Annotated in this window: 20 protein-coding genes; 12 read left to right on the forward strand and 8 right to left on the reverse strand. The window is 74.9% G+C overall.

The genetic code is table 11. From position 1 onward, the window contains the following. Nucleotides 1-80: 80 nt before the first annotated feature. Complete coding sequence (locus CUT44_RS30500) at nucleotides 81-1,139, reverse strand: phosphatidylinositol-specific phospholipase C domain-containing protein (RefSeq protein ID WP_100205150.1); 1,059 nt, start codon at nucleotides 1,137-1,139, stop codon at nucleotides 81-83. 337 nt (nucleotides 1,140-1,476) lie between these two features. On the opposite strand from CUT44_RS30500, the gene CUT44_RS30505 reads away from it, so the two are divergent. Next, entirely contained in the window at nucleotides 1,477-1,932 is a 456-nt protein-coding gene (locus CUT44_RS30505; RefSeq protein WP_100205151.1) for a hypothetical protein, read from the forward strand. Nucleotides 1,933-2,086: 154 nt separating this feature from the next. On the opposite strand, the gene CUT44_RS30510 is transcribed toward CUT44_RS30505, so the two are convergent. From CUT44_RS30510 to CUT44_RS30530, 5 genes are all read right to left on the reverse strand, one after another. Beyond that, nucleotides 2,087-2,521 carry a subtilase-type protease inhibitor gene (locus tag CUT44_RS30510; RefSeq protein WP_100205152.1) on the reverse strand — a complete coding sequence of 145 codons (435 nt, stop codon included), beginning with the start codon at nucleotides 2,519-2,521 and terminating at the stop codon, nucleotides 2,087-2,089. Between the two features lie 495 nt (nucleotides 2,522-3,016). After that, a complete protein-coding gene (locus CUT44_RS30515) occupies nucleotides 3,017-4,660 on the reverse strand; it encodes a phytoene desaturase family protein (RefSeq protein ID WP_100205153.1) in 1,644 nt (547 codons plus the stop codon). 59 nt (nucleotides 4,661-4,719) lie between these two features. After that, nucleotides 4,720-5,202, reverse strand: a complete 483-nt coding sequence (locus tag CUT44_RS30520) for a hypothetical protein (protein WP_100205154.1) — start codon at nucleotides 5,200-5,202, stop codon at nucleotides 4,720-4,722. Continuing rightward, complete coding sequence (locus CUT44_RS30525) at nucleotides 5,199-5,666, reverse strand: SRPBCC family protein (protein ID WP_100205155.1); 468 nt, start codon at nucleotides 5,664-5,666, stop codon at nucleotides 5,199-5,201. Before CUT44_RS30525 ends, CUT44_RS30520 begins: the two co-directional genes overlap by 4 nt. A gap of 123 nt (nucleotides 5,667-5,789) precedes the next feature. After that, entirely contained in the window at nucleotides 5,790-7,094 is a 1,305-nt protein-coding gene (locus CUT44_RS30530) for a sensor histidine kinase (RefSeq protein ID WP_233221765.1), read from the reverse strand. Nucleotides 7,095-7,340: 246 nt separating this feature from the next. Between CUT44_RS30530 and CUT44_RS30535 the strand changes: the two genes are divergently transcribed. After that, nucleotides 7,341-8,243 (forward strand): Gfo/Idh/MocA family protein, encoded by a 903-nt coding sequence (locus CUT44_RS30535; protein ID WP_100205157.1) that lies wholly within the window; start codon nucleotides 7,341-7,343, stop codon nucleotides 8,241-8,243. 101 nt (nucleotides 8,244-8,344) lie between these two features. Here the strand turns inward: CUT44_RS30535 and CUT44_RS30540 are convergent, their stop codons facing one another. Next, nucleotides 8,345-8,893 (reverse strand): hypothetical protein, encoded by a 549-nt coding sequence (locus CUT44_RS30540; protein ID WP_146252328.1) that lies wholly within the window; start codon nucleotides 8,891-8,893, stop codon nucleotides 8,345-8,347. Nucleotides 8,894-9,444: 551 nt separating this feature from the next. On the opposite strand from CUT44_RS30540, the gene CUT44_RS33680 reads away from it, so the two are divergent. From CUT44_RS33680 to CUT44_RS30565, 5 genes are read left to right on the forward strand one after another with little or no spacing between them, the layout of a single operon-like run. Next, complete coding sequence (locus CUT44_RS33680; RefSeq protein ID WP_199185912.1) at nucleotides 9,445-10,998, forward strand: sensor histidine kinase; 1,554 nt, start codon at nucleotides 9,445-9,447, stop codon at nucleotides 10,996-10,998. A 27-nt stretch (nucleotides 10,999-11,025) separates the two neighbouring features. Further along, nucleotides 11,026-11,412 carry a roadblock/LC7 domain-containing protein gene (locus CUT44_RS30550; protein WP_100205309.1) on the forward strand — a complete coding sequence of 129 codons (387 nt, stop codon included), beginning with the start codon at nucleotides 11,026-11,028 and terminating at the stop codon, nucleotides 11,410-11,412. Further along, nucleotides 11,409-11,789: a DUF742 domain-containing protein gene (locus CUT44_RS30555; protein ID WP_100205159.1), complete on the forward strand. Its 381-nt coding sequence runs from the start codon at nucleotides 11,409-11,411 to the stop codon at nucleotides 11,787-11,789. Before CUT44_RS30550 ends, CUT44_RS30555 begins: the two co-directional genes overlap by 4 nt. After that, nucleotides 11,770-12,420, forward strand: coding sequence for a GTP-binding protein (locus CUT44_RS30560; protein WP_100205160.1), 651 nt, complete (start codon nucleotides 11,770-11,772; stop codon nucleotides 12,418-12,420). The genes CUT44_RS30555 and CUT44_RS30560 overlap by 20 nt, the downstream gene beginning before the upstream one ends. Continuing rightward, nucleotides 12,417-13,970 (forward strand): cytochrome P450, encoded by a 1,554-nt coding sequence (locus tag CUT44_RS30565; RefSeq protein WP_199185893.1) that lies wholly within the window; start codon nucleotides 12,417-12,419, stop codon nucleotides 13,968-13,970. The genes CUT44_RS30560 and CUT44_RS30565 overlap by 4 nt, the downstream gene beginning before the upstream one ends. Before the next feature lie 413 nt (nucleotides 13,971-14,383). On the opposite strand, the gene CUT44_RS30570 is transcribed toward CUT44_RS30565, so the two are convergent. Next, nucleotides 14,384-17,146 carry a helix-turn-helix transcriptional regulator gene (locus CUT44_RS30570; RefSeq protein ID WP_100205161.1) on the reverse strand — a complete coding sequence of 921 codons (2,763 nt, stop codon included), beginning with the start codon at nucleotides 17,144-17,146 and terminating at the stop codon, nucleotides 14,384-14,386. 429 nt (nucleotides 17,147-17,575) lie between these two features. Here CUT44_RS30570 and CUT44_RS32905 point away from each other — a divergent pair, with 429 nt between their 5' ends. The 5 genes from CUT44_RS32905 to CUT44_RS30590 all read left to right on the forward strand — a co-directional run bounded on the left by CUT44_RS32905 (nucleotide 17,576) and on the right by CUT44_RS30590 (nucleotide 23,175). Continuing rightward, nucleotides 17,576-17,788: a hypothetical protein gene (locus tag CUT44_RS32905; RefSeq protein ID WP_146252329.1), complete on the forward strand. Its 213-nt coding sequence runs from the start codon at nucleotides 17,576-17,578 to the stop codon at nucleotides 17,786-17,788. Nucleotides 17,789-17,955: 167 nt separating this feature from the next. Then, nucleotides 17,956-20,238 carry an FUSC family protein gene (locus tag CUT44_RS30575; RefSeq protein ID WP_100205162.1) on the forward strand — a complete coding sequence of 761 codons (2,283 nt, stop codon included), beginning with the start codon at nucleotides 17,956-17,958 and terminating at the stop codon, nucleotides 20,236-20,238. A 62-nt stretch (nucleotides 20,239-20,300) separates the two neighbouring features. Beyond that, nucleotides 20,301-21,215: an MBL fold metallo-hydrolase gene (locus CUT44_RS30580; RefSeq protein WP_100205163.1), complete on the forward strand. Its 915-nt coding sequence runs from the start codon at nucleotides 20,301-20,303 to the stop codon at nucleotides 21,213-21,215. A gap of 22 nt (nucleotides 21,216-21,237) precedes the next feature. After that, nucleotides 21,238-22,728 carry a carboxylesterase/lipase family protein gene (locus CUT44_RS30585; RefSeq protein ID WP_100205164.1) on the forward strand — a complete coding sequence of 497 codons (1,491 nt, stop codon included), beginning with the start codon at nucleotides 21,238-21,240 and terminating at the stop codon, nucleotides 22,726-22,728. 63 nt (nucleotides 22,729-22,791) lie between these two features. Continuing rightward, nucleotides 22,792-23,175, forward strand: coding sequence for a RidA family protein (locus tag CUT44_RS30590; RefSeq protein WP_100205165.1), 384 nt, complete (start codon nucleotides 22,792-22,794; stop codon nucleotides 23,173-23,175). The last annotated feature ends 44 nt before the right edge of the window (nucleotides 23,176-23,219 follow it).

The following is a 23,219-nucleotide window of genomic DNA, read 5'->3' on the forward strand; positions in this document are numbered from 1 at the left end:
CCCGCGCACCGCCGCCGCACCGTCCTCATGACGGGCCACACGATAGAGCGAGCCGGGACACGGGACCGGCAGGGCCGCCGTCAGCCGCGCGGCAGGACCAGGGACAGCGCGGACGGCAGCGGGTACCAGTCGGAGGTGGCGAAGGAGGCGCCCTCGGCGGCGAGCCGGGCCACCCGGTCGCGTGCCTGGTCCTCGGTGGGCGAGGTGGCGCTGATGGCGGGGGAGACGCTGTGGGCGTCGGTCATCACCAGCAGGTAGTTGTGGCGCGTGTACCAGCCGGTGTCGATGCCGCCGGCCAGATAGGCCGAGGCGTCGCCGTCGAAGACCACGAACCACGGCCGCAGGGAGGCGTCGGAGTAGCGGGCGGCACGCGGGTCGCCCGCCTCGGCGCGGTGCACGGCGGGGAAGGCGGCGGCCCGGGACAGGTTTCCGGCGGCGGCCAGCTCGCGCAGGTGGCGGGCGTACTCGCGGTCGGTCCACAGGGAGTCGAAGGGGTTGGACTCCTCCAGGGTGCCGGGTATGAGGTGGACCAGGAACTTCCCCCGCAGCGCGTCCCGGCTCGGCCAGCCCCGGGACCGCACGGCCTCGTCCAGGGTGGCGTGTCCGGCGGCCAGCTCGCCGGGCCGGTAGAGGGCGTCGCCGAGCTTCCCGGTGACCAGGGAGTCGAACTGGGCCGGGCCGCGCCCGAGGTTGGCGGCGAAGCCGTCCTTCATCTCGATCTTGATCAGGACCGGCCGGTGCCCGGGGTTGGCGTCGTGCCAGGCCCGCAGGTCGGCCAGACAGCCGGCCAGGGGCTGGTCGCGGGGCCTGGTGCGCAGTTCGGCCGGGGAGGAGGCGTTCTCGCAGTTGTTGTCGTTGCCCAGCGGGTTGTCGTGGGCCACTCGCCAGGTGCCGCCGGAGAAGTTGGTCCACACGTCCAGCTCCAGCAGCGAGGCACCGGAGTCCAGGGCGTCGGCGAGATAGCGGTACTTGTCCTTCTCGTAGGCGTTGTGCACCCCGACGCCGGTGGCTCCGGAGTACGGCAGGCCACCGGGGCCGGCCGCGCCCGCGGGCGGTGCGAGGGCCGCCGCGGCCAGCAGTGCCGCTCCCGTTCCCGTCGCCAGCGCCGCCGCCGCTCTGCCGCCGAACTGCTGTCCCATGCGCGTCATGCCTCCTCGGGTGGGGGGTCAAGGCGCGCTCACAGTAGGGGAGTCGGGGAACACCGGGGAGGGGGAACGGCGTGACGCAGACATGACGATTGAGGGAATGGCCGGTTCGCCGGGGCGACCGCCGGTCCGGCCGGAGGAAGTGTGAAGGCATCTTGACGGTCGCGTGAAGATCTCAATAGGCTCGCGCGGTGATCACCTGGTGAACGTCCGGCCGCAGCGGGTCGGACCGGTGGTCTCTTCTCCATCGAGCGACATGCACTTCCGCGGTGCGGCCCGAGGGCCGCACCGCCCGTACGGCCATGTTCCCGATGTTCCGAGGGGCTTCACAATGACCAAGCGCATTACCGCCGTCCTGGCCACGCTGTTACTGGCGCTGGCCGGCCTCGCCCTCACCGCCGCGCCCGCGCAGGCGGCGCCCGTGACGATCTGCAAGACCTCGCCCGTCCCGGCGGGGTATGTGATCCTCGCCGAGGGCCGCAGCACCCAGTGCTCCTTCGGTTTCCCCAACACCTGGCTGATCGACAGGCCGGCCGAGCGGGGCACCACCACGGTCTGCAAGGTCTCGTCGATCCCCGACGGATATGTGATCCTCGCCGAGGACCGCAGCACCCAGTGTCCCTACGCCTTCCCCAACACCTGGCGGATCGCCAAGCCGTCGGCCACGGGGACCACCACGATCTGCATGGTCTCGCCGATCCCGGCGGGCTACGTCGTGGTGTCCGAGGGCCGCAGCACCCAGTGTCCCTACGCCTTCCCGAACACCGTGCAGATCCGCGCCCTGTGACGCCCGGGGCCGGGTGGCGGTGACCGCCCGGCCCCGTCGCCGACTCCGTTCTGTGCCCCCGGGCGCGGGCGGTGGCAGGACACGGCCGTCGGCCCCCGGGCGTCCTCGGACGCCCGGGGGCCGACGGTGGTGGTTCGCGGCCGTCCCGGCGGGGTCAGAAGGAGAAGACCGCGTCGGTGGCGCCCTCCATGACGCAGGGGTTGGCGAAGGTGTGGGTGAAGGAGACCTCACGGCCGTCCCAGATCCCCTGGGCGGTCACCACGACCGGGTCCCAGATCATCGGGCACACCCGGTTGGGATCGGGCTCGGCCAGCTCCTCGAAGTCACCTTCCACGGCGCGCAGTTCGGCGCACGCCTGGCCCGGAGCCGGGTGGGAGCCGCCCGCGTTCGGCGAGCAGTTCAGTACGGCGGTCCGCTGGTTGGTGGCCAGCGCCGGGTCCTCGCCCTCGCCGATGGTAAGCACCAGTGACGAGGGAGCCTCGGGCGACTCGGGTGCCGCCGGCGCGGCGGTCGCGGTGGCGGCCGTACCCGTGAGGCAGGCGGCGGCCACGACGGCGCCCAGCCCTAAGCCCTTGACGGCGTACCGCATGTCGAACACTCCTTGGCTTGTCGTGTCAGCTTCCGAACAAACGCCTTGCCGAGGACGAGGTGAACACACATCGGAACAATCGATTCCGGTCACCTTCTGTTCGGAATTTCAGCGAAGTGGGCAGTTTGTGCAGTTGAATCGACTTGCGGGAGTTTGCCGGGTATCGCTCACCGGGTGGCCCGCCGACCTGCAGTGGCATATGCCTGGGCGTTGAACTGGGAATTCGCCCCGCGTCCGCTCCGAGGACACCGGCTATTCGGCCGGAAAGCGATGCGTCCGGCCGCGGAACGACCGGGGGCGGCCCCCGGAGGGCGCGTACAACGCCGGGGCCGCCCGGAGGGGGACGCGGGCGTGGCCGGTCGCGGTCACCGGGGCCGTGCCCTTCGCGGGGCCATGTCGCCGGTCCGCCCTGAGCCGTACCGCCGGGCGGCGGCCGCCCGGCACCGGTGGCGCTCCGCGACACGGGCCTTCGCGGGGCGTCACCGCCGCCGTCGGCTACCGGGGCTCCTCCCGGGTCGTCATCGCGGCGCGCTGCGCGGCGGCCGCGGCCGGGCCCAGCACGTAGTGGACGGCGGGCCGCCGGTCGCGCAGCGCCGCGCGGGCGGCGTTGGCCCCGCAGGCACCGTGGACACCGCCGCCCGGATGGGCGGAGGAGGACGCCAGGTACAGGCCGCGCACCGGGGTCGCCGGGCGGCCGGTCCCGGGGACGGGACGGAAGAAGAGCTGCTGGTGGACGGCGGCGGTGCCGCCGTTGAGGGCGCCGCCGACCAGGCTCTCGTCGCGTTCCTGGAGATCCGGCGGGGCCAGCACGCGGCGGGCCTCGACCAGCTCGCGGAAACCCGGGGCGCGGCGCTCCACCTCGGCCTCCACCCGGTCCGCCAGCGCCTCCCGCTCACCCGGCCCCCAGTGGCCGGTCAGACCCGCCCCGCCCGCGTCCTCGCGGATGTCGCGGGGCAGGTGGGTGTAGGCCCAGGCCGACTCGGTGCCGGCGGGGGAGCGGGACGGGTCGGCGGTGGTCATCTGCCCCAGCAGGCAGAACGGCCGGTCCGGCACGGTGCCGGTGGCGAGCTGGGCGCTGTGGCGGGTGAGGTGGTCCACGCTCTCGGCCAGGTGGACGGTGCCCGCCCCGGCGGCCCCGGGCGCCTCCCAGGGGATCGGCCCGGACAGCGCCCAGTCCACCTTGAACGTCGCGGTGTCCCACTGGAAGCGGCGTATGTCGTCCCGCAGCCGGGCCGGGAGGTGTGCCCAGTCCACCAGGCCGCCGTAGAGCGCCGGGGCGGGTACGTCCGCCAGGACCGCGCGCCGGGCCCGCACCGCGTCGCCGCCGGCGGTGACCACGCCCAGCGCCCGCCCGCCCCCGACGACCACCCGTGTCACCCGGGCCCCGCAGCGCACCGTGCCGCCGCGCGACTCCAGACGCCGGACCAGGGCGTCGGTCAGGGCACCGGCGCCGCCGGCCGGTACCGGCCAGCCGGCCTGCTGGCCCAGCATCGCCAGCAGCCAGCCGTAGACCGCCCCGGCGGCGGACTCGGGGAAGAGGTCCGCGTGCAGCGCGCACCCCGCCAGCAGCAGCGGGCCGCCCGCCCCGGCGAACTCCTCCTCGCCCAGCCGCCGCACCGGCAGCAGCAGCGTCCGCAGCAGCCGCAGGCCCCCGGCCGCCCGCAGCCGGGCCAGCAGCGACAACCCCGGGCGCACCGGCGGGAAGGGCGACAGGAGCGCCGCCACCAGATCCGTGCCGAGCCGGTCCCACAGCCCGGTCAGCCGCAGGTACGCCTCCCCGTCGCCGGGGGCGAAGGACTCCAGGCTCCGCGCCGTCTCCGCCCGGTCCCGGTGCAGGACCGCGCAGCGGCCGCCGGGCAGCGGATGGGCGAGGACGGCCGGGGCGTGGCTCCACTCCAGGCCCCAGCGCTCCAGTTCCAGCGCGCGGATGGTGGGGGAGACGGCGGCCAGCGGATAGAAGGAGCTGAACAGGTCGTTGACGTAGCCGGGGTGGACGCCGCGGTCGCTGCGCACGGCGCCGCCGGGCTCGGGCTGGGCCTCCAGGACCAGCACCCGCCAGCCCGCGTCCGCCAGCATGTTCGCGGCCACCAGCCCGTTGGGGCCGGCACCGATCACGACGGCGTCGGGTGCGTCGGTCATGAGGAGCTCACAGGGGGGTCGGGCCTTCCTGTCGCGGCCTGCGGGACGGGGGACGGGCGTCAGGCGTCCGGATCGGTGTCCGGGCGCGCGGTGTGGGCGGGATGACCGTGGGTGCGCCGGGCCTCCTTCATCTCGGCCTCGTACAGGTGCCGCAGACCGCCCACCAGCCGGTCGCGCACCCGCTTCTCGGCGTCGGTGAACGCCCGGTGGTAGTGGTCGTCGTAGCCCTCGACGATCTGGAACGTCCAGTGGCCGGGGAGCACGTTGCGGCCCAGGACCTCGGTCTCCAGCAGGTCCGCCTCCGCGGTGTGCCCGGCCGCGCGCAGCAGGTCCACCGCCTCGCCCAGCAGCAGGTCGGCCCGGCCGGTCAGCTGGTGGAAGGAGTACAGGTGGCCGCGGGCCCGCTCGGTCGCCTCCAGCGCCTCGGAGACCTTGCCGACGGCCTCGACGGTGGCGTCGGAGACGCCCGGCGGGCGGCGGTGGGCGGTGTCCGGCCGGTCGTCGGGCCGGTCGTGCCGGTGCGCGCCGTGGTCGGTCGTCATACGTGCCTGCCCGCCTCCCGGTCGGCCTCCGACCGGCCGGACTCCACCACGTCCCGCAGTCGCGCCAGCATCAGCCGGTGCCGCAGTTGCAGCAGCATGTCCACGGGCGCGGTGTGCAGCCGGGCCACGGCGCCCCGCAGCGGATGCTCGTCCATGGTGATCAGCGAACCCTCGCCCCAGGGACGCACGGAGATGGCGATGCGGGCGCTGCCCAGCCGCCCCGCCGACGCCTCCAGCTCCAGCCGCCCGGGGGGCTCGCAGAGCCGGACGATCGTGTGGCCCTCCACGGTCAGCCGCCCCACCCCGACGTCGTACTCCAGGGTGGTGCCGACCTGGGGCCAGGAACCGTCCTCCTCCACCGTCGACTGGGTGCCCACCACCCACTCGTGGTAGCGGTCGGCGTCACTGAGGACTCCCCACACCCGCTCGGGCCTTCTGTTCACGAAGACGTGTCGCACTGCCATGCGGCCCGGGTACCCGGTTTTCCGCGATGCACCGCCCCGGCCCGGGTGCCGCCGCCAGCCGGTTCCGCGGTCCCGCGGTCCCGCGGCCCCTCCGGACGGCCTCACCCCGGTGCCGCGGAGGTACTACGGACGGCTGCCCGCCCGCCGGTCCGCGTGTCCGGCACGGTTCCCGGGAGCGCAGGGGATCTCCATGGTGACCATGGTCGGCCCGCCCACCGGACTGCTGACGGCCAGGATGCCGTCGAACGTGCCGAGCCTGCGCTCGACCCCGGCCAGCCCCGTGCCGCCGGCCGGGTCCGCTCCGCCGCGGCCGTTGTCCGTGACCGTGATCCGCAGCATCCCGTCGGCCGCGCCGTGGCCGAGGTCCAGCCAGATCCGGTCGGCCCCCGAGTGCTTGGCGGCGTTGGTGAGCACCTCGCTGACCGCGAAGTACGCCGCCGCCTCCACCGGCTCCGCCAGCCGGCCCGGCAGTTCCACCGTCACCTCCACCGGGATCTCCATGCGCAGCGCCAGGGCCTTCACCGCGTCCCCCAGACCGCGCTCGGCGAGCACCGGCGGATGGATGCCGCGCACCAGGTCGCGCAGTTCGGACAGGGCCTCGGCGGAGTTCTGCCGGGCCTGCGCCACCAGCCTGCGCGCCTGCTGCGGGTCGCGCTCGATCAGCGCCTCGATCGCGCCCAGGCTCATGCCCATCGCCACCAGCCGCGCCTGGGCGCCGTCGTGCAGGTCGCGCTCGATGCGGCGCAGCTCGGCCGCCGAGACGTCCAGCGCGTCGTGCCGGGTCTCGTACAGCCGCTCCACCCGGCGGTTCAGCATCATCTTCTCGGTCGGCGCCAGCAGGGCGTGCGTCAGCCGGAAGTGCAGCCGCAGCACCTCCGCGCCCTTGAGCAGCCCGACGACGGTCAGCGCCCAGCCCAGCGCCATCGCCAGCAAGGCGTTGAGCTGCGAGGTCATCGGGACGAACAGGAAGAAGTCGCCCCGCATGGCCCGCCAGGCGCCCGCCGCCACCACCGTGCCCTGCACGCCGTAGAGGGTCAGCGAGGGGGGCAGCAGGGCCAGGAAGAAGCCCAGCGTGGCGTCCACCGCGAGCCACTGCAGATCACGCCAGGTCGCCTGGTCCCGCAGCAGGGACACACAGCGCTGGACCTGCCCGGCCGGGCCGGGCCGCCGGTCGTCCGGCCGGGGGAGGTACGGCTCCGGGGTCTCGATCCCGCCCCAGGCGCGGGTCAGCGAGCGCCGCCACCCGGCGTAGGACCGCACCAGGTCCAGCACGGCGGGAGTGGTGAGCAGGCCCACGCCGAGCGGGATGAGCGCGATCGACAGCACGGACAGGACGAGCAGCGAGAGCCCGCAGACGATCGCCACCACCGCCAGCGGCAGCCCGCGCACCGCCGCCACCAACCCACCTTGCACTCTGTCCCTGTCCACTGGTGCTCCTCCGCCGCGCTCCGCCGGGACGTCCGCCCGGTGTGGACTCCAGTCTCGGGGATGGACGGCGGCCGGGTCACGGGGGACGGACACCCGGGGGAGGGTGTAGCCAGCTGTACCCCCCCACCGGTGCCGGGACACCCCGGGAGCCGGTCGGCGCACCGCGGTGGGCATCCGGCATAGTGGCGGAACACTCGATTCCCAGTTCGACGGCACGATCCGACGGCACACCCGAGGAGACACGGCATGAGATTCGGCCTGCTCGGCACCGGCCCCTGGGCGGAACTCGCCCACGGCCCCGCCCTCCAAGCCCATCCGGAGGCCGAACTGGTGGGGGTGTGGGGCCGCCGCCCCGAGGCGGCGGCGGACATCGCCGGACGCTTCGGCGCCCGGCCCTACGCGGACGTGGACGCCCTGCTCGCCGACTGCGACGCGGTCGCCGTGGCGCTGCCGCCGGACGTACAGGCGCCGCTGGCCGTGCGCGCGGCGCGGGCGGGCCGTCATCTGCTGCTGGACAAGCCGGTGGCCACCACCGCGGCGGCGGCCCGCGAGGTGGCCGGGGCGGTGGCGGAGTCCAAGGTGGCCTCGGTCGTCTTCTTCACCCTGCGGTTCCGGCCCGAGACGGTGCGGTGGATCGAGGAGCAGCGGGCCGCGGGCGGCTGGCAGCTCGGCCGCGCCGACTGGCTCTCGTCGATCCACGACAGCGGCGGCAGCGACAGCCCGTTCGCCGTCTCGCCCTGGCGGCGGGAGAAGGGCGGACTGTGGGACGTCGGCCCGCACGCCCTGTCCGTGCTGCTGCCGCTGCTGGGCGACGTGGCGGACCTGGAGGGCTCGGTGGCCGCCGTGGCCGGTCCGGGCGACCTGGTCCAGCTCGCCCTGCGCCACACCTCGGGCGCGGTCGGCACCTGCGCGCTCGGTCACACCGCGGCTCCGGCGGCGGCCGGGACCGCGGTGGAACTGCGCGGCGCCGCGGGGACGGCGGTCATGCCGGAGGGGAAGACGGACGCGGTCGCGGCCTTCGGCAGTGCCGTGGACGCCCTGCTCGACTCCGTCCGCACCGGCCGGGCGCACCCGTGCGACATACGGTTCGGCCTGCGGGTGACGGAGATCCTCGCGGCGGCCCAGGACCGGCTCGGCGCCGGCCGCTGACCCGGCCGGGTGGCGGCCGGGCGGGCGGGGACAGGACACGGGGGCGCCCGCCGGACGTCCCCGGCGGCCGTCCGGCTCCGCCGCCCGGTCCCGGCGGGGCGTCACTCCCGGCGCAGACTGACTCCGCACTCCGCGCACAGGAGGTGGGTCCAGTAGCCGACGCTCCACGGCACCGTGGCGGTCGGCCCGGCGCAGACCCGGCACACCGGACGGTCGCCGGAGCCGGGCGGTTCTGCCAGGCCGCGCAGCACACGGCGCACCACCACCGGCAGCGGCTCGGTGGGATGGCGCCCGGGGTCGGGGCAGTAGGCGATGCGGTCGCAGCCGCGCTGCCGGGCCCGCCAGACGTCCCCGGCGGCCGGCCGCCGCCGGCCGGCGTGCTTCTCACGGGTCCGCCGCGCGGCGTACTCGGTCTCGGCGGTCAGCCAGACCAGCCGGGCGGCGTGCAGCTCCTCGACCGCCCGCACCAGTGACTCGGGGTCGCGGTCCGGCCGCCGGGGTATTCCGGCGCTCGTCCGCAGATGGTGGTAGGTGGCCCGGAAACCGTACGGCGCGAAACGGACCACACACGACCTGAGATCGCTCAGTCTCCACTGCACCGGCCGCGCCGGGTCGTGCACACGGGCCCGGTGGGTACCGAAACTGCTCATCCCCGCCCCCTGTCGTTCTCTCGGATGAGGATGACCGCACCATGCCTCATCCGGCAGGTGGGGCGAGGGCACTTCCGGTGCTTTCCCCGGAAGACGTCCGGGCGCTGCGGGCCATCCGGCGGGACGGTGGTGCGGATGTCCGGTTCCGGCCATGGTTCTCCGGAGTGCGCACCACCGTAGAACACCATGAAAGCTCAGTATTCCGCCGTATCGCCTTTTATGCGCCCCTGTGCGCAACCGCAGATTCCGGCCGCGTCTGTCAAGTCTCTGCGGCGGCTCCCGGAAAGCCCTTATGCTCCCTGTCACGCAGCGAGTCGTCCCGGTTACGTCTTGTTGCCGCCGTGTGCGGCGCCGTGGCGCCGATACGCCCCGAACGGGGCGTGGCCGGGGGGCTGAGGCACGTTCCGGTCCCCTCCCGGCAGGTATGGCGTATGCCAGAGGCCACCACCACCGGCATGCGCCGTCCCTGCCGGAAGGAACCCGGTCCCCCCGGCCGCCGTCGCCCCTCACCGCACCCGGCCCACCGTCCACCCCGATGCCCGAGGATGCCCATGGAGCCCATGGAGCCCGCCGACTCGCCGCCGGGAGGTCCGCGCACCGCCTCCGGCGGCGTGTGGCTCGTCCCACCCGCACTGGTCGCCGCCTGCGCGGTCGTGGCCGTGGCCGCCGTCACGGACCAGGCCCGCGCCGCGGTCGCCTGGTGCGGCGCGGCCGCGGTGCTCGCGGTCGCCGCGGCCGCGTACGAGGCGGCACGCCGGGGACGTGCCGTCGCCGCCGCGGACCGGCGCGCGGAGTGCCTGCTGGAGGACATCGAGCGGTACTGCCGCGAGGTCATGCCGCCGATCGTCACGGCCGTGCAGCGCGGTCAGTCGCCCAACGACGTACTGCCCGACCGGCTGCACCCGGCCGACGCCGACCCGCGGCTGGTCGCCGCCCACGAGAAGCTGACCCGGCTGGTGGTGCGGGCGGTCCAGGACCGCGAGTACCAGCGCGACTCCGCCCGCCGCGCCATCGTCAACATCGCCTGCCGCATCCAGGCGGAGATCCACCGCCTCCAGGCCGACCTGCGCCGGATGCAGTTCAAGCACCCCGGCCCGGAGATCCTGGGCGACCTGATGCACCTGGAGCACGGTGTCAACGTGGCCGGCCGGGTGGCCACCAGCCTGGCCGTCCTCGGCGGCGGCAGCCCGGCACGCCAGTGGCAGAAGCCGATCTCCCTGTACGACGTGCTGCGCGCGGGCAGCGCGCCCATCGCCGAGTACCTCCGCATCGACCTGCACCGCATCGCCGAGGTCGCGGTGCAGGGACCGGCGGTCGAGCCGCTGAGCCTGGTCTTCAGCGAGCTGATGGACAACGCCACCCGCTACTCGCCGCCGAGCACCAAGGTGGTCGTCAACACCGAGGAGGTGGCCTCGGGAATCGAGGTGTCCATCGAGGACAAGGGCGTGGGACTCACCGAGGAGACCCGCCGGCACGCCGAGTTCCTGCTCGCCCAGGCGCTCGACGGCCTGGACCTGGAGGACCTGGGCGAGACGGCCCGGGTGGGACTGCGTGTGGTGGGCGTCCTGGCCGGCCGCCTGGGGCTGCGGGTCTCCCTGCGGCCCTCCACCTGCGACGGGGTGCGCGCGGTCGTCTTCGTCCCGCAGGAACTGCTCACCGTCATGCCGATGGACGCGTACCCCAGCCTCGGCGGCCGTCCCCCCGGCATGGTGACCCGGCGGCCGGCACCACCGGTGCCCGGGCCGCGCCGGGAGGCGGCGGTGGACCCGGTGGCGGGCCCGGTGGAGGACACCGTCGTGGAGTGGAACGTCAACGGACTCCCGCAGCGCCGCCGGCGTGTCACCGGCCCGGCGACCGGCCCGACCGGCCCGACCGGCCCGACCGGCCCGACCGGCCCGACCGGCCCGACCGGCGCGGCGGACCGGATGGCGGCCGGACGGTCCGCCCTGGACGTCCACCCCGACATGGGGCTGTGGATGGGCGCCTTCTTCGCCGACCCCGAGGGCACGCGGAACGGCCCCGGCGGCCGGGGAGGGGCCGCGGCACCGGACGCCGCCCCGGGCCCCGGACCAGACGCAGAACCAGCAGTGGAATCAGGTGAGTAGCACGTGACGCAGCAGCGCCTCAAGAACATGGACTGGTTGCTCAAGGACCTGGCCGTCACCGTCCCCTACACCCGGCACATCGTGCTGCTGTCCGCGGACGGACTGTGCATGGCGCAGTTCGGCACCGACAAGGACGCCGCCGACCGGCTGGCCGCCGCCTCCTCCGGGCTCAAGAGCCTGGCCCAGTCGGTGGCCGCGGAGTTCCCGCACAGCGCGGGCGGCGTACGCATGGTCGTCCTGGAAGTGGACGGCGGCTTCTTCTACCTCATGGCCGCCGCCGCCAACTCCTATCTGGCGGTGACCGCCGACGAGGGTGTGGACGCCGCGCTGATGAGCCAGCGGATGAGGGACCTGGTCATCCGGATCGGCGACCATCTCGCCACCCCGCCCCGCGCCGCCGGGCAGGCTCCGTGAGCGGGGGCGGGAGCCGGGAGGAGCGGGGCTGGGAGGAGGGCAACCCCGTCCCCCTGTACATCGTCACCGGCGGGCGCACGGAGGCCGGGGACGCCCAGGTGCTGGACCTGGTCACCCTGATCGTGGCCCGGTCCGAGCCGAGGCCGGGCATGCGGCCCGAACACGCCTCCATCCTGCGGATGTGCGCCAACCCGCTCTCCGTGGCCGAGCTCTCGGCGTATCTGGACCTGCCGTTCAGCGCCGTCCACGTGCTGCTCGCGGACCTGCTCGCCGACTCCCTCGCCGAGGCCCGGCAGACCCGCGCGGCGGACACGACCGCAGTCAAACCCGACGCCGAGATCCTGAAAGCGCTGATCGATGGACTACAACGACTCTGAACTGCCCCTGGGGCCGCGGCGCGAGGATCTGCTGCCGACCTCGACCGAGCGGTCGGTCAAGGTGGTGGTCGTCGGCGGTTTCGGCGTCGGCAAGACGACCATGGTGGGTTCGGTCAGTGAGATCCGCCCCCTGACCACCGAGGAGACGATGACCCAGGCCGGGGTCGGCGTGGACGACCTCTCGGGCGTGGAACGCAAGACCGAGACGACCGTGGCCATGGACTTCGGCCGGATCACCCTCAACGACCAGCTCGTCCTCTACCTGTTCGGCACCCCCGGCCAGCAGCGTTTCTGGTTCCTGTGGAACGGCGTGATCGCGGGCGCGCTGGGCGCGGTGGTGCTGGTGGACACCCGCCGGCTGGCGGACAGCTTCCCCGCCATGGACCGTCTGGAGCAGACCGGGGTCCCCTTCGTCGTCGCCGTCAACAACTTCCCCGGCGCCCCCGTGCACCCGGTCGCCGACCTGCGGTCGGCCCTGGACCTGCCCGCGAGCGTCCCCCTGGTCAACTGCGACGCCCGCCGGCTCGACTCCAGCCGCGACGTCCTGCTGACGCTGATGCACCACCTGTACGACCTGCACGAACTCCGCGACCCGCAAGATCCCGTCACCGTCTCCCGGGAGGCACTGTGAGCACCTCCTCACCCGGCCCCGAGCTGCCGCGCCCCTTTCCCGCTGCTTCCCCCGGAGTTCCTCCCGAAGTCCCTCCAGCGGTTCCTCCCGCCGCCCCGCCGGGCTGCCCCGCCCACCGGGCCGGCCCCGGCGTCCGGGGCGGCACCCACGACGGCGCCGTCCGGCTGTACGGTCCCGCCGCCTCCGCCGACCCCATGGGGACGTACGAGCGGCTGCGGGCCCAGCACGGCCCCATAGCCCCCGTCCTGCTGGAGGGCGACGTCCCGGCCTGGCTGGTCCTCGGCTACGACGAGACGCTCCAGGTCGCCCGCAACCCCCGCCGCTTCACCCGCGACTCCCGGCTCTGGCGCGACTGGCGGGAGGGCCGGATCCCCGAGGACTCCCCGGTCCTGCCGATGCTGGTGTGGCACCCCGACTGCCGTTCCCAGGACGGCCGGGAGCACCAGCGGCTGCGCGGCGCGGTCAAGGGGAGCCTGGAGCGTTTCGACCGCCGCGCGGTCCGCCGCGCCATCCACCGGCTGGCGCACCTGCTGGTCGACGACTTCGCCGGAGCCGGGCACACCGAACTGCTGAGCCGGTTCGCCCAGCAGCTGCCCATGCTGGTGCTCACCCACCTGTTCGGGCTGCCCGAGGAGGAGGGGCCCCGACTGGTCGAGGCCAGCCGCCAGCTGGTCAGGGGCACCGAGCGGGCGATCGAGGCGGACCGTCTGATCCAGGCGACACTGGCGAAGCTGGTCGCGGACAAGCGCGCCTCGCCCGGCCCCGACCTGGCCTCCTGGCTGATCGACCACGAGGCCCGGCTCACCGACGAGGAGATCCGGGACCACCTGCGGCTGGTCCTCGTCGCCGCCAACGAGACCACCACCAACCTGATGGTGGACACGCTGCGGATGGTGCTCACCGACCCCCGGTTCCGCGGCACCCTCAACGGCGGCCAGATGACGCTCCCGGCCGCCGTCGAGCAGATCCTGTGGGACGAGCCGCCGCTGATGGTGTGCCCCGCCCGCTTCCCGACGTACGACGTGGAGATCGCCGGGCACCAGATCCGCGAGGGGGACCTCCTGCTGCTCGGCCTGGCGGCCGCGAACGCCGACCCGGCCATCCGACCCTCCCCCGGCGCGGACATGCACGGCAACCGCTCGCACCTGTCGTTCGGCAGCGGGCCGCACGAGTGCCCGGGCCAGGACATCGGGCGGGCCATCACCGGCTCGGGGATCGAGACCCTGCTGAGCAGGCTGCCCGATCTGCGGCTGGCGGTCCCCGAGGAGGAGCTGAGCTGGACCTCCTCCACCTGGTCCCGTCATCTGGACGCCCTGCCGGTGCGGTTCACGCCCCGCCGCGACCGGGACCACTCCCCGCGCCCGTCCACCGCGGTGCCGGCGGCGTTCGGCGCCGCCGAGGAGGTTCCGGACGGCACGGACGGCACGGGCGGCACCGCGGACGAGCCGGCGGAGACCGCGCGGGCGGTGGCGACCCGTACGGCGCCGCGGTCGCCGGCCCGCGGACGGCGCGGCCTGTGGCGTCTGCTGCGGTGGCCGCGGCGCGGGTGACCTCCGGGGAGACTCCCGGTCCGGCCGCTCCTACGGCCCTGCCCTCGCCCTCCTCAGCCGCGCCCGCCCACCGGTCGCGCCTCCGCCCTCCCCCCTGTCCCCGACCGCTCCGGCGGGGACAGGGGGGAGGTGACGTCCGCCACGAAGCCGGACACGGCGTTCCCGGCCGCGTAGCGGGCCGAGGCCGTCCCCCACGCCTGGTTGCCGGCCATCCAGGCACACAGGCCGTCCAGGTACCGGGTGAGGTCCGACCGCTGCCGGGCGTCCGGTCCCCACCGCGCGGCGCACCGCCGCTCCGTGCGGCCGTGTCCGCGGAACCCGTGGGCGGAAGTGTTCCGGCCACCACTCGCGTCGCCGCGCGCTTCCGGGAGGGCCGTGCCGCTTCGGCCGGGGGCCGGCCGCGGATCCGTCTCTCAGCACCGGGCACCGGCACCCGACAGGGTGCCCTCCACCACGTCGCGGAGCTGTGACCGGGCGGTGATGCCCAGTCTGGGGAACACCCGGTAGAGGTGGGAGCCGACCGTGCGCGGCGAGAGGAACAGCCTCTCCCCGATCTCGCGATTCGTCAGGCCCCGGGCCGCCAGCCGGACGATCTGCTGCTGCTGTGGGCTGAGTTCGGCGAACGCGCCGGGCACGGTGCTGTCGGCCTCGATGCCGGCGGCGCGCAGCTCCGCCCGCGCCCGCTCGGCCCACGGCCGCGCGCCCAGCCGCCGGAAGGTCTCCAGGGCGGCGCTCAGCAGTGGGCGGGCCTCGGCGATACGGCGTTGCCGCCGGAGCCACTCCCCGTAGTCGAGCTGTGTCTGCGCCCGTTCGAACGGCCACTGCCCACCCGAGGCGGCCGCGAGCGCGGTCCGGAAGAACGGCTCCGCGTGCCCGGGGTCCGCCAGCAGGGCGCGGCCCCGGCCGACCAGCGCGGCCACCCGTGCGGACATGCCCGTACCGAGGCGTCGCACCGACCGCTCCAGCAGTTCGGCGGCCTCCTCCCGCCGTCCCCGGCGGACGGCCGCCGCGGCGAGTTCGGCCAGGAGGGTGTGGGAGACGTGGTAGTGGACCGGATCGCCGTCGTCGGTGAAGGCGGAGCGGAACTGCGTGTACGCGGTGTCGTAGTCGCCCTCGGCCACGGCCGCCAGTCCCAGCGCCCGGCGTGCGAAGACCGCGACGGAACGGCTCTCCAGCGGATCGACCAGGGCCAGCGCCCGCTCGGCGAGCCTCCGTGCGGCGACCGGGTCGCCGAGCAGACCGACCACCGTGGCGTCGAGCGTGTGAGCGCATGCCGCGGCGTGGTCGAGTCCGGCCGAGGACGCCACGGCCGTGATGTCGGCCGCCACCGAGCGGGCCTCGGCCCACCGGCCCTGCTCCAGATAGGCCCAGCCGGCCGCGCACCCCAGTCCGTCCGGGAGGGGGCCGCGGGCCTGCCACCGGTCGAACGCCTCGTCGAAGGTCCTGGTGGCCAGGGCGGTCCGGTCGAGCAGCCAGGCGACGACGGCCAGCGCGGTCAGGCGCCTGGCGTCGCCCCCGGCCCCGGCGATGAGCTCGGGCAGCACCGGCCCGAGGGACGCCCCCGCGGCGGCGGGATCGGAGACGGCCCGTACCCAGGCGTGCAGCGCCGCCCTGGCGGGATCGTCGGGCATCCGGGAGAGCAGGGCCTGGATCTCCCGCTGCTGGGACTTCGCACCCGAGTAGTAGCGCACCACCGCGGCCGCGGCGAGCGCGTCCAGCACGCGGGGCGACCCGGTGGCCTCCGCGTCGCCCGCGACGCGCATGAGCAGGGCGAAGGCCGCCGTGTGGTGGGGGCCCATGGCCATGAGCTGCCCGGTGGCCAGCGAAGCCCTGCCCGTCAGCGCCGGGTCGTCGGTGCACCTGCGGACTTCGGCGGCCAGGCGTTCCACCCAGCCGAGCTGACCGGTGAGGACGGCCGCGGCGGCGGCCTCCACCAGGAGTTGCGCCCGGTCCGCACGCCGCGGGCTGAGTTCCGCGGCACGCTCCAGAGCCGCGGCGGCGGCCGCGTGGCCGCCCCGGCTCCGCGCCCGGTCGGCCGTCCGCCGCAGGGCGGCCGACACGTCCCGGTCGGGCCGTACGGTCGCGGCGGCGAGATGCCAGGCGCGGCGGTCGGGCTCCTCGCGCAGCAACTCCGCGAGAGCGAGGTGTGCCCGGCGGCGTTCCCCGAACGACGCGGCGTGGTAGACGGCCGAGCGGATCAGCGGGTGACGGAAGGAGATCACGGATCCGTCCTGGCGCACGAGACCGGCCCGGTCCGCGGGCGCCCACGCCTCGTCGTCCGCCTCGGGGAGACCCAGGGAGGCCGCCGGCGCGTCCGCCGCGTCCGCGGCCGCGAGCAGCAGCAGGACGCGGCGGGTCGGTTCCGGCAGGTCCGCCGCCTGCCCGGCGAAGACGCGCTCCAGCCGGTCGGTGACCGGCAGCGGGCCTTCCACACCGCTGCCCTCCGGCTGCCGGACCGCGGTGGCGTGGGCGAGTTCGACCAGGGCCAGCGGGTTGCCGGCCGCTTCCTCCAGGATCCGCACGCGGGTCCGGCCGGTGGGCGGCGCCGGCTGCCGGTCGAGCAGCAGGTTCGCCGCCTCGCCGTCCAGCGGGCCGAGTTCGAGGCGCTCGTATCCCTTGTCGAAGCCGGGGAGCGCGGCCGCGGTGCGGACTCCCACCAGGAGCACGACGGGTTCGCTGTCCATGCGCCGTGCCACAAAGGAGAGGACGTCCAGTGAGCCGCGGTCGATCCACTGCGCGTCGTCGACCACCACCAGGAGCGGGACAGTCTCCGCCAGGTCCGACAACAGGGTCAGGACCGCCAGGCCGACGAGTGCCGCGTCGGGGGGCTCGGCACACTCGTCGAGCCCCAGGACGGCCCGGAGCGCGGAGCGCTGCCGCGGCGGCAGGTTCTCCGCCTCGCCGAGTACCGGGCGGAGCAGCTGATGAAGACCGGCGAATCCGAGGTGCGCCTCGGATTCGCCGCCCACCGCCCGGAGCACCCGGCCGCCGGCGCTCCGCGCGTGGTCGGCCGCGAGGGCGAGGAGCGTGCTCTTGCCGGCGCCGGGGTCGCCCGTGAGGACCACCACGTCGCTGTGGGACCGGCCGGCTTCGACACGCCGGATGATCTCCGCGGTCTCGGTTTCCCGGCCCACCCCCGGCAGATCCGGATTCCGCCCCGAGCGCTGGGTTCCCATCAGTCTCCTAGCGAGGGAACCACCGGCTTCAGCCGGCGGGGGAGTCGCTTCCCTGACACGTGGTGATTCTTCGTTCGTCCCGGAAGGGATCGGTTCGGGCTGGACCGACCGCAGCCTCCGGGTTGGAAGGCCCCTCCCTCAGGTGGGGGAGCGGAGTCACGAGCCCTTCCACCACTTTCCACGGATGCTCCGGGGACGGGGCTCGTCCGATGATAGTGCGGGAGCGCCGCAGCCGTGCCCGCGGGCTGCGGGCCGCGGCACCGGTGCAGTCATGTGACGCATACCGCGGCCGCGCTCCCCGGACGCAGAATCGTGAGCGGGCACGGCCGCGCATCTCCCGGACCGGTGCGGCCGGCCCGGCGGTGGACCCGCGCCTCCGCGCGGGCGGGAACCACCGGGGCCGTACGTCCTGACCGGGAAGGCACTGTCGTGATCACCGAATGTCCGTGGCTGGTGGGCCTCGCGTTCCGCACGCCGTGCGGCCGGCCGGTGCGCCACTTCCATGTCGTCGACGGCGCGGCCGACCCGGACCGCGCTCGCGAGACCGCGCTGGAAAGGGCGGACGACCCGCGTGAACGCGCGGCCCGCGGCGGCCTGCGGCGGGATGACGGATGCCGTGGAGACACGCCGGGTGCTGCGTGATCCCCCGGTGACGCGGCGGCTGTCCGCCCCGGTGCCGCGCACCGGGTGAGCTTCCGCGGCCGGGTGCCCCGCGGCGCCCTTTCCGGATCCGTCTTCGCCGGAGCACGCCGGAGCACGCCGGCCCCGGGCACGGCCGTGCACACACGGAAGGACACACGAGGATCCCCATGGCGGCAAGGACGACGGCATCACCGGGGGACCGCTTCGCCGCCTTCGACCCCGGGCTGACGCGTCTGACCTCGGCGACGCGCGCCGTGCTCGGCGCCGCCGTGACACTCGCCGTGCTGACCGCACTGGACGGATCCGGCGCGACGCTGCTGGTCGGCGGCTTCACCGCGATGGTGACCTCGCTGGCGGTCAGCGACCTGCACCCGCGCAACCAGCTCGTCACACTCGGGCTCGGGGCACCGCTCTTCCTCGCGGGGCTGACCGCCGGCGCCGTGCTGGCACCGTACCCGGCGGCGGCCAAGGCGGCCTTCCTGGTGCTGATCCACCTCGCCGCCCGGGCCCGCGGGTTCGGTCCGCGCGGTCTGGGGCTGGGGATCTTCGGTTTCATGGCCTTCTTCCTGGCCCTGTTCGCCGAAGTCCGGGCGGACCGGCTTCCGCAGCTCGGGGCGGCGGTGCTCACCGCGTTCGGGGCCGTCGCGATCGTGTGGTGCTGCGTGGGACCGGTGACGGCGTCCGGCGCCCTGGCGAGGCTGGAGCGTGCCTTCGACGCGCGCCTGCACGGCGTCCTGCGGGACACGGCCTCGGTGGTCGCCGCCGGCCGGGGCGGCGGTGCGCGCGTCCGCTCGCTGGAGCGCCGTCTGGACGGACTGCACGCGACCGTGCTGCTGATCGGGGACTTCCTCGACGAGCGTCCGAGGGGCGAGGCCGCCGACGACCTCCTGCGGCGCGTCTCGCGGACGGAGGTGGCCGCGCAACTGCTGGCCGTCCGCGCCGTCCGCGCCGTCCGCGCCGTCCGTGCGCCGACGGAGCCCGGCGATGCGGCGGAACGGGCGGTACGGCGGCGGCTCGAGGAGCGGATCCTGGCCCTCGGGAACCGGCCCGCCGCGGGGGCGGCCGGCGACGGCGGGCGGTACGGGGAGGAGCACGCCGACGGCGCGGCGGGCCGCCCGGCCGGATCCGTCCTCCTGCGGGACTGCTTCCGGGCCGCCGACGAACTCGCCGCGGCCCTGCGGGCGTCCGTCCCGCGCGCCGGCCTCCGGGTCCGGGGCGGAACACCCCCGCGCAGGCCCGCCCCGCCCCGGGTGCGTGCCGTCGGGGCCGCGCCGCGCGGGGCGGGGGACACCGGGAGCCCGGGACGCCGGGTCACCCGGCAGGCCTGCCAGGTGACCGCCGCCTCGGCACTCGCCATGGCGGGCGGTCACTTCCTGTCCCCGGACCTGTGGTACTGGGCCGTCGTGGCGGCCTGGGTCGTCTTCGTCGGGACCGGGAGCACCGGCGAGGTGCTGCTGCAGTGCGTCCGGCGGCTGACGGGCACGGTCCTCGGCGTGGTGTTCGGCTACGGCCTCGCCGCCCTGGCCGGCGGGGACGGCCCGCTCCTCCTCGGTCTGCTGCTGGTGTGCATGTTCGGCATGTTCTTCACCCCGCCCGCCGCCTACTGGGCGGTGACCTTCTTCCTCACCGGCATGCTCAGCATGCTGCTGGCACTGCTGGGCACCTTCTCGGCGGACGTGCTGTTCGTGCGCGTCCAGGAGACCGCGCTGGGGGTGCTCTGCGGCATCCTCGCCGCCGTCCTCGTGCTGCCCACCACGGCCCGCCGGGCCGGTGACGAGGAGCTGGCCGGCTTCCTGCTGGTCCTCGGCGATCTCCTGCGGGCCGCCGCCGCGGAAGGCGGGGAAGCGGGGACCCCGGCGGACCGGACGCGCGCGGCACACGTCCTCGACCGGGCACGGGAGTCCTTCCGGAAGGCCTGCCTGCCGCTCGTCCACCCGCTCAATCCGCAGCGCGCCCGCCGCCGCCGCGCCCGCCACCTGCTGGAACTCGTGGAGGTCTGCGCGTACCACGCGCGGAGCCTGGCCACCGCGGCCGGCTGCCCGCCGACGGGGCGCGACGCGGAGTACGTCCCCCGGCTCGCCGCCGTTGCCGGCCATGCACAGGAGACCCTGGCACGCCTGGTCCGCGTCACGCGCCACCGGCCCGGCGCCGCCCCGCCCGCGCCCCGCTCCGGAGTCACCGGGGCGCTGGCCCTGCTCTCGCAGGAGCGGCGGGCGAGCCGCCACCCGCTGTCGCGGGAGCGGCGCATGCTGCTGCACGTCCGCCGCCTCGACGCGGGCCTGACCGCGCTCGCGTACGCCCTGGACCCGTCCGGCCCGGGACGGACCGGCCGCGCCGGGGGGCCGTCCGGGGACGCCGGAACCCCGCCCCCGCGCGGTGCGGCCCCGGCACCGGGGCGCGGGCCGTACCGCGCGCCCGTACCGTGCGCGCGGATGCAGTCACCTGACTGATACCGCCCGGCCGGGACCGCTCGTACGGTCCAGGAAAGCCTTCGGACCACCAGGGACACACCATGGACAACATCACGCTCGGCAATGTCAGCGTCACCCGGGTATGGGAGTACTTCGGGGCCGTCGACATGACGCCCGACACCTTCTTCCCGGAAAGCCCGAAGGAGGCCTGGGAGGACAGCGCCTCCTGGCTGGCCCCGCACTTCCTGGATGCCGAGACCAACATCGTGAACTCCGCGCTCCAGACCTGGGTGCTGCGCAGCGAGGGCAGGACCATCCTCGTCGACACCGGGGTGGGCAACCACAAGGAGCGTCCGTACGCACCGGTCTGGAGCCACCGGGAGACGGACTTCCTGGCCAACCTCGCCCGGGCCGGCGTCCGCCCCGAGGACGTGGACATCGTGATCAACACCCATCTCCACATCGACCACGTCGGCTGGAACACGTACCTGGAAGATCGGCAGTGGGTGCCGACCTTCCCCAACGCCACCTACCTGATGCCGAAGGACGACTTCGAGTTCTGGAACCCGGAGAACGGCCACTACACGGTGCTCGGCCGCGGCAACCAGAACGTCTTCGAGGACAGCGTCGTCCCCGTCCACCGGGCCGGCCGGACGCTGTTGTGGGAGGGCAGCCACCAGATCGACGCGAACCTGCGCCTGGAGGCGGCTCCCGGGCACACCCCCGGCTCCTCCGTGCTGACCCTCACCTCCGGGACGGACCGCGCGGTGTTCGTCGGCGACATGCTGCACAGCCCGGTGCAGATCATCGAACCGGACTCCAACAGCTGCTTCTGCGAGGACCCCGCGGGCGCCCGCGCCACCCGCCGGAAGGTGCTCGGCTGGGCGGCCGACAACAACGCCCTCCTGATCCCCGCGCACCTGGGCGGTCACGGCGCCGCCGAAGTGGCGCGCGAGGGAAGCCGGTTCGCCATCAAGGGCTGGGCGCCCTTCGCCCCGTACACCGAGCGGGTCTGAGTCCCGCGGAAGGACACGAGAAATGAACCACCATCCCGAACCCGTCGTGACCACGGCGCGGGGAGCCGTCCGCGGCCTGCGCCGGGGAGACACCGCGGCCTTCCTGAACATCCCCTACGCCGCCCCGCCCCGCGGCGCCGGCCGTTTCGCGCCGCCGCGGCCGCACGAGCCGTGGGACGGCGTACGGGACGCCACCGTCCCGGGACCCACCGCGCCGCAGGCCGAGCGCAGGCTCGGCGGCATCGACATGACCCCCTACTTCGGCACCGGCTGGAGCCGCGGCGAGGACTACCTCACCGTCAACGTCTGGACACCCGCCGCCGACGGCGGCGGTCTGCCCGTAATGGTGTTCGTCCACGGCGGCGGATTCGTCGCCGGGTCGACGCGGTCCGCGCTGTACGACGGCTCCGCCTTCGCCCGCGACGGCGTCGTCCTGGTCACCCTCAACTACCGGCTCGGCATCGCCGGGTTCCTCGACCTCCCCGGCGCGCCCGCCAACCGCGGCCTGCTCGACGTCGTCGCCGCGCTGCGCTGGGTGCGGGAGAACATCGCCGCCTTCGGCGGCGACCCGCACAACGTCACCCTCTTCGGCCAGTCGGCCGGGGCGACGATCGTCGGCGGCGTCCTCGCCACCCGTGAGGCCGCGGGCCTCTTCCGCCGGGCGATCGTCCAGAGCGGCAGCGGCCTGGGCGCGTTCACGACCGAGCAGGCCGCCCGCGTCACCGCGGCGGCGGCCGGGACGCTGGGCGTCGAACCGCACGCCGACGCCTTCGCGGACGTCCCGGACGACCGCCTGGTCGAGGCGGCCTCCCGGCTCGCGGGCATCGACCTGCGCACCGACACGCACCGCGATCCGCTGATCGGCCTCAGCCCCTTCAGCATCGTCCTCGACACGCAGCCCGCCGAATCCGTCGCCGCCGGCCTGAGCGCCGACGTGGACCTGCTCGTCGGGACCAACACCGAGGAGGGGAACCTCTACCTGGTCCCCGTGGGTACGTACGCCACCTCGACCGCCGACGACGTCGACGAGGCGGCGGCGCGCTCGCACCCGGACCCGGCGCGGCTGGTCGAGACGTACCGGAAGACACGCCCCGACGCCTCGTTCGGCGCGCTGCGTTCCGCCGTCATGGGGGACGCGCTCTTCGGCGCGGGCAGCTGGGCGCTGGCCGACGCGCACGCGGCCCATCCCGGATCGGCCACCCACACCTACGAGTTCGCCTGGCGCTCGCACGCCCTGGACGGACAGCTCGGCGCCGCCCACGCGGTCGAGCTGCCCTTCGTCTTCGACCTCGTGGACCTCGACCGGCTGAACGGCCCCGCCGCCCTGCTCGGCCCGGCCCGGCCCCCCGCCCGGCTCGCCGCCCGCACGCACGAGACCTGGATCCGGTTCGCCCGGACCGGCGACCCCGGCTGGGACGCGTACGACACCGAGCGCGGGGCCACCATGCGCATCGACGCCGAGTGGACCCAGGTCGACGACCCCCGCGGCGAGGAACGGCGGACCTGGGGCTGACCGCCCGCAGGCCCGCCGCCCGCCATCCGTCCCGCAAGGGACACCACCTCCTCAGGAAAGATCATGACCAGAACCACCGTCACCACCGAGAACGCCCCCGCCCCGGCGGCCCCGCTCTCCCAGGGCATCCGCAAGGGCGGCCTTCTGCAGGTCTCCGGACAGCTCCCGCTCGATCCGGACACCGGCGAGACCGTCGGCACCACGGTCGCCGAGCAGACCGCTCAGGCCCTGCGCAACGTCACCGCCGTGCTCAAGGCGGGCGGCGCGGGCCTGGCGGATGTCGTGATGCTGCGTGTGTACCTCACCGATCCCGCCCACCTGGCCGGGATGAACGAGGCGTACGCGGCGGCCGTCGGGGAGCCCTTCCCCGCCCGCACCACCGTCTACATGCGGCTTCCGCCGGGACTGCTCGTGGAGATCGACGCCCTGGCGGTACTGGACGACTGACGGGGACTGACGGGGAGGGACGGCCGAGGAGGCGTCCGCCGGCC

It is taken from the genome of Streptomyces carminius, from assembly GCF_002794255.1.
Taxonomy (GTDB): Bacteria; Actinomycetota; Actinomycetes; order Streptomycetales; family Streptomycetaceae; genus Streptomyces; species Streptomyces carminius.

Coding starts and splice junctions, on each gene's coding strand:
- CUT44_RS30505 (WP_100205151.1), top strand. CDS start 1,477: ATGACCAAGCGCATTACCGCCGTCCTGGCCACGCTGTTACTGGCGCTG.
- CUT44_RS30580 (WP_100205163.1), top strand. CDS start 20,301: ATGGACAACATCACGCTCGGCAATGTCAGCGTCACCCGGGTATGGGAG.
- CUT44_RS30560 (WP_100205160.1), top strand. CDS start 11,770: ATGGACTACAACGACTCTGAACTGCCCCTGGGGCCGCGGCGCGAGGAT.
- CUT44_RS30575 (WP_100205162.1), top strand. CDS start 17,956: ATGGCGGCAAGGACGACGGCATCACCGGGGGACCGCTTCGCCGCCTTC.
- CUT44_RS30590 (WP_100205165.1), top strand. CDS start 22,792: ATGACCAGAACCACCGTCACCACCGAGAACGCCCCCGCCCCGGCGGCC.
- CUT44_RS30540 (WP_146252328.1), bottom strand. CDS start 8,893: ATGAGCAGTTTCGGTACCCACCGGGCCCGTGTGCACGACCCGGCGCGG.
- CUT44_RS30510 (WP_100205152.1), bottom strand. CDS start 2,521: ATGCGGTACGCCGTCAAGGGCTTAGGGCTGGGCGCCGTCGTGGCCGCC.
- CUT44_RS30500 (WP_100205150.1), bottom strand. CDS start 1,139: ATGGGACAGCAGTTCGGCGGCAGAGCGGCGGCGGCGCTGGCGACGGGA.
- CUT44_RS30525 (WP_100205155.1), bottom strand. CDS start 5,666: ATGGCAGTGCGACACGTCTTCGTGAACAGAAGGCCCGAGCGGGTGTGG.
- CUT44_RS30515 (WP_100205153.1), bottom strand. CDS start 4,660: ATGACCGACGCACCCGACGCCGTCGTGATCGGTGCCGGCCCCAACGGG.
- CUT44_RS30550 (WP_100205309.1), top strand. CDS start 11,026: ATGGACTGGTTGCTCAAGGACCTGGCCGTCACCGTCCCCTACACCCGG.
- CUT44_RS30535 (WP_100205157.1), top strand. CDS start 7,341: ATGAGATTCGGCCTGCTCGGCACCGGCCCCTGGGCGGAACTCGCCCAC.
- CUT44_RS30570 (WP_100205161.1), bottom strand. CDS start 17,146: ATGGGAACCCAGCGCTCGGGGCGGAATCCGGATCTGCCGGGGGTGGGC.
- CUT44_RS30520 (WP_100205154.1), bottom strand. CDS start 5,202: ATGACGACCGACCACGGCGCGCACCGGCACGACCGGCCCGACGACCGG.
- CUT44_RS33680 (WP_199185912.1), top strand. CDS start 9,445: ATGGAGCCCATGGAGCCCGCCGACTCGCCGCCGGGAGGTCCGCGCACC.
- CUT44_RS30585 (WP_100205164.1), top strand. CDS start 21,238: ATGAACCACCATCCCGAACCCGTCGTGACCACGGCGCGGGGAGCCGTC.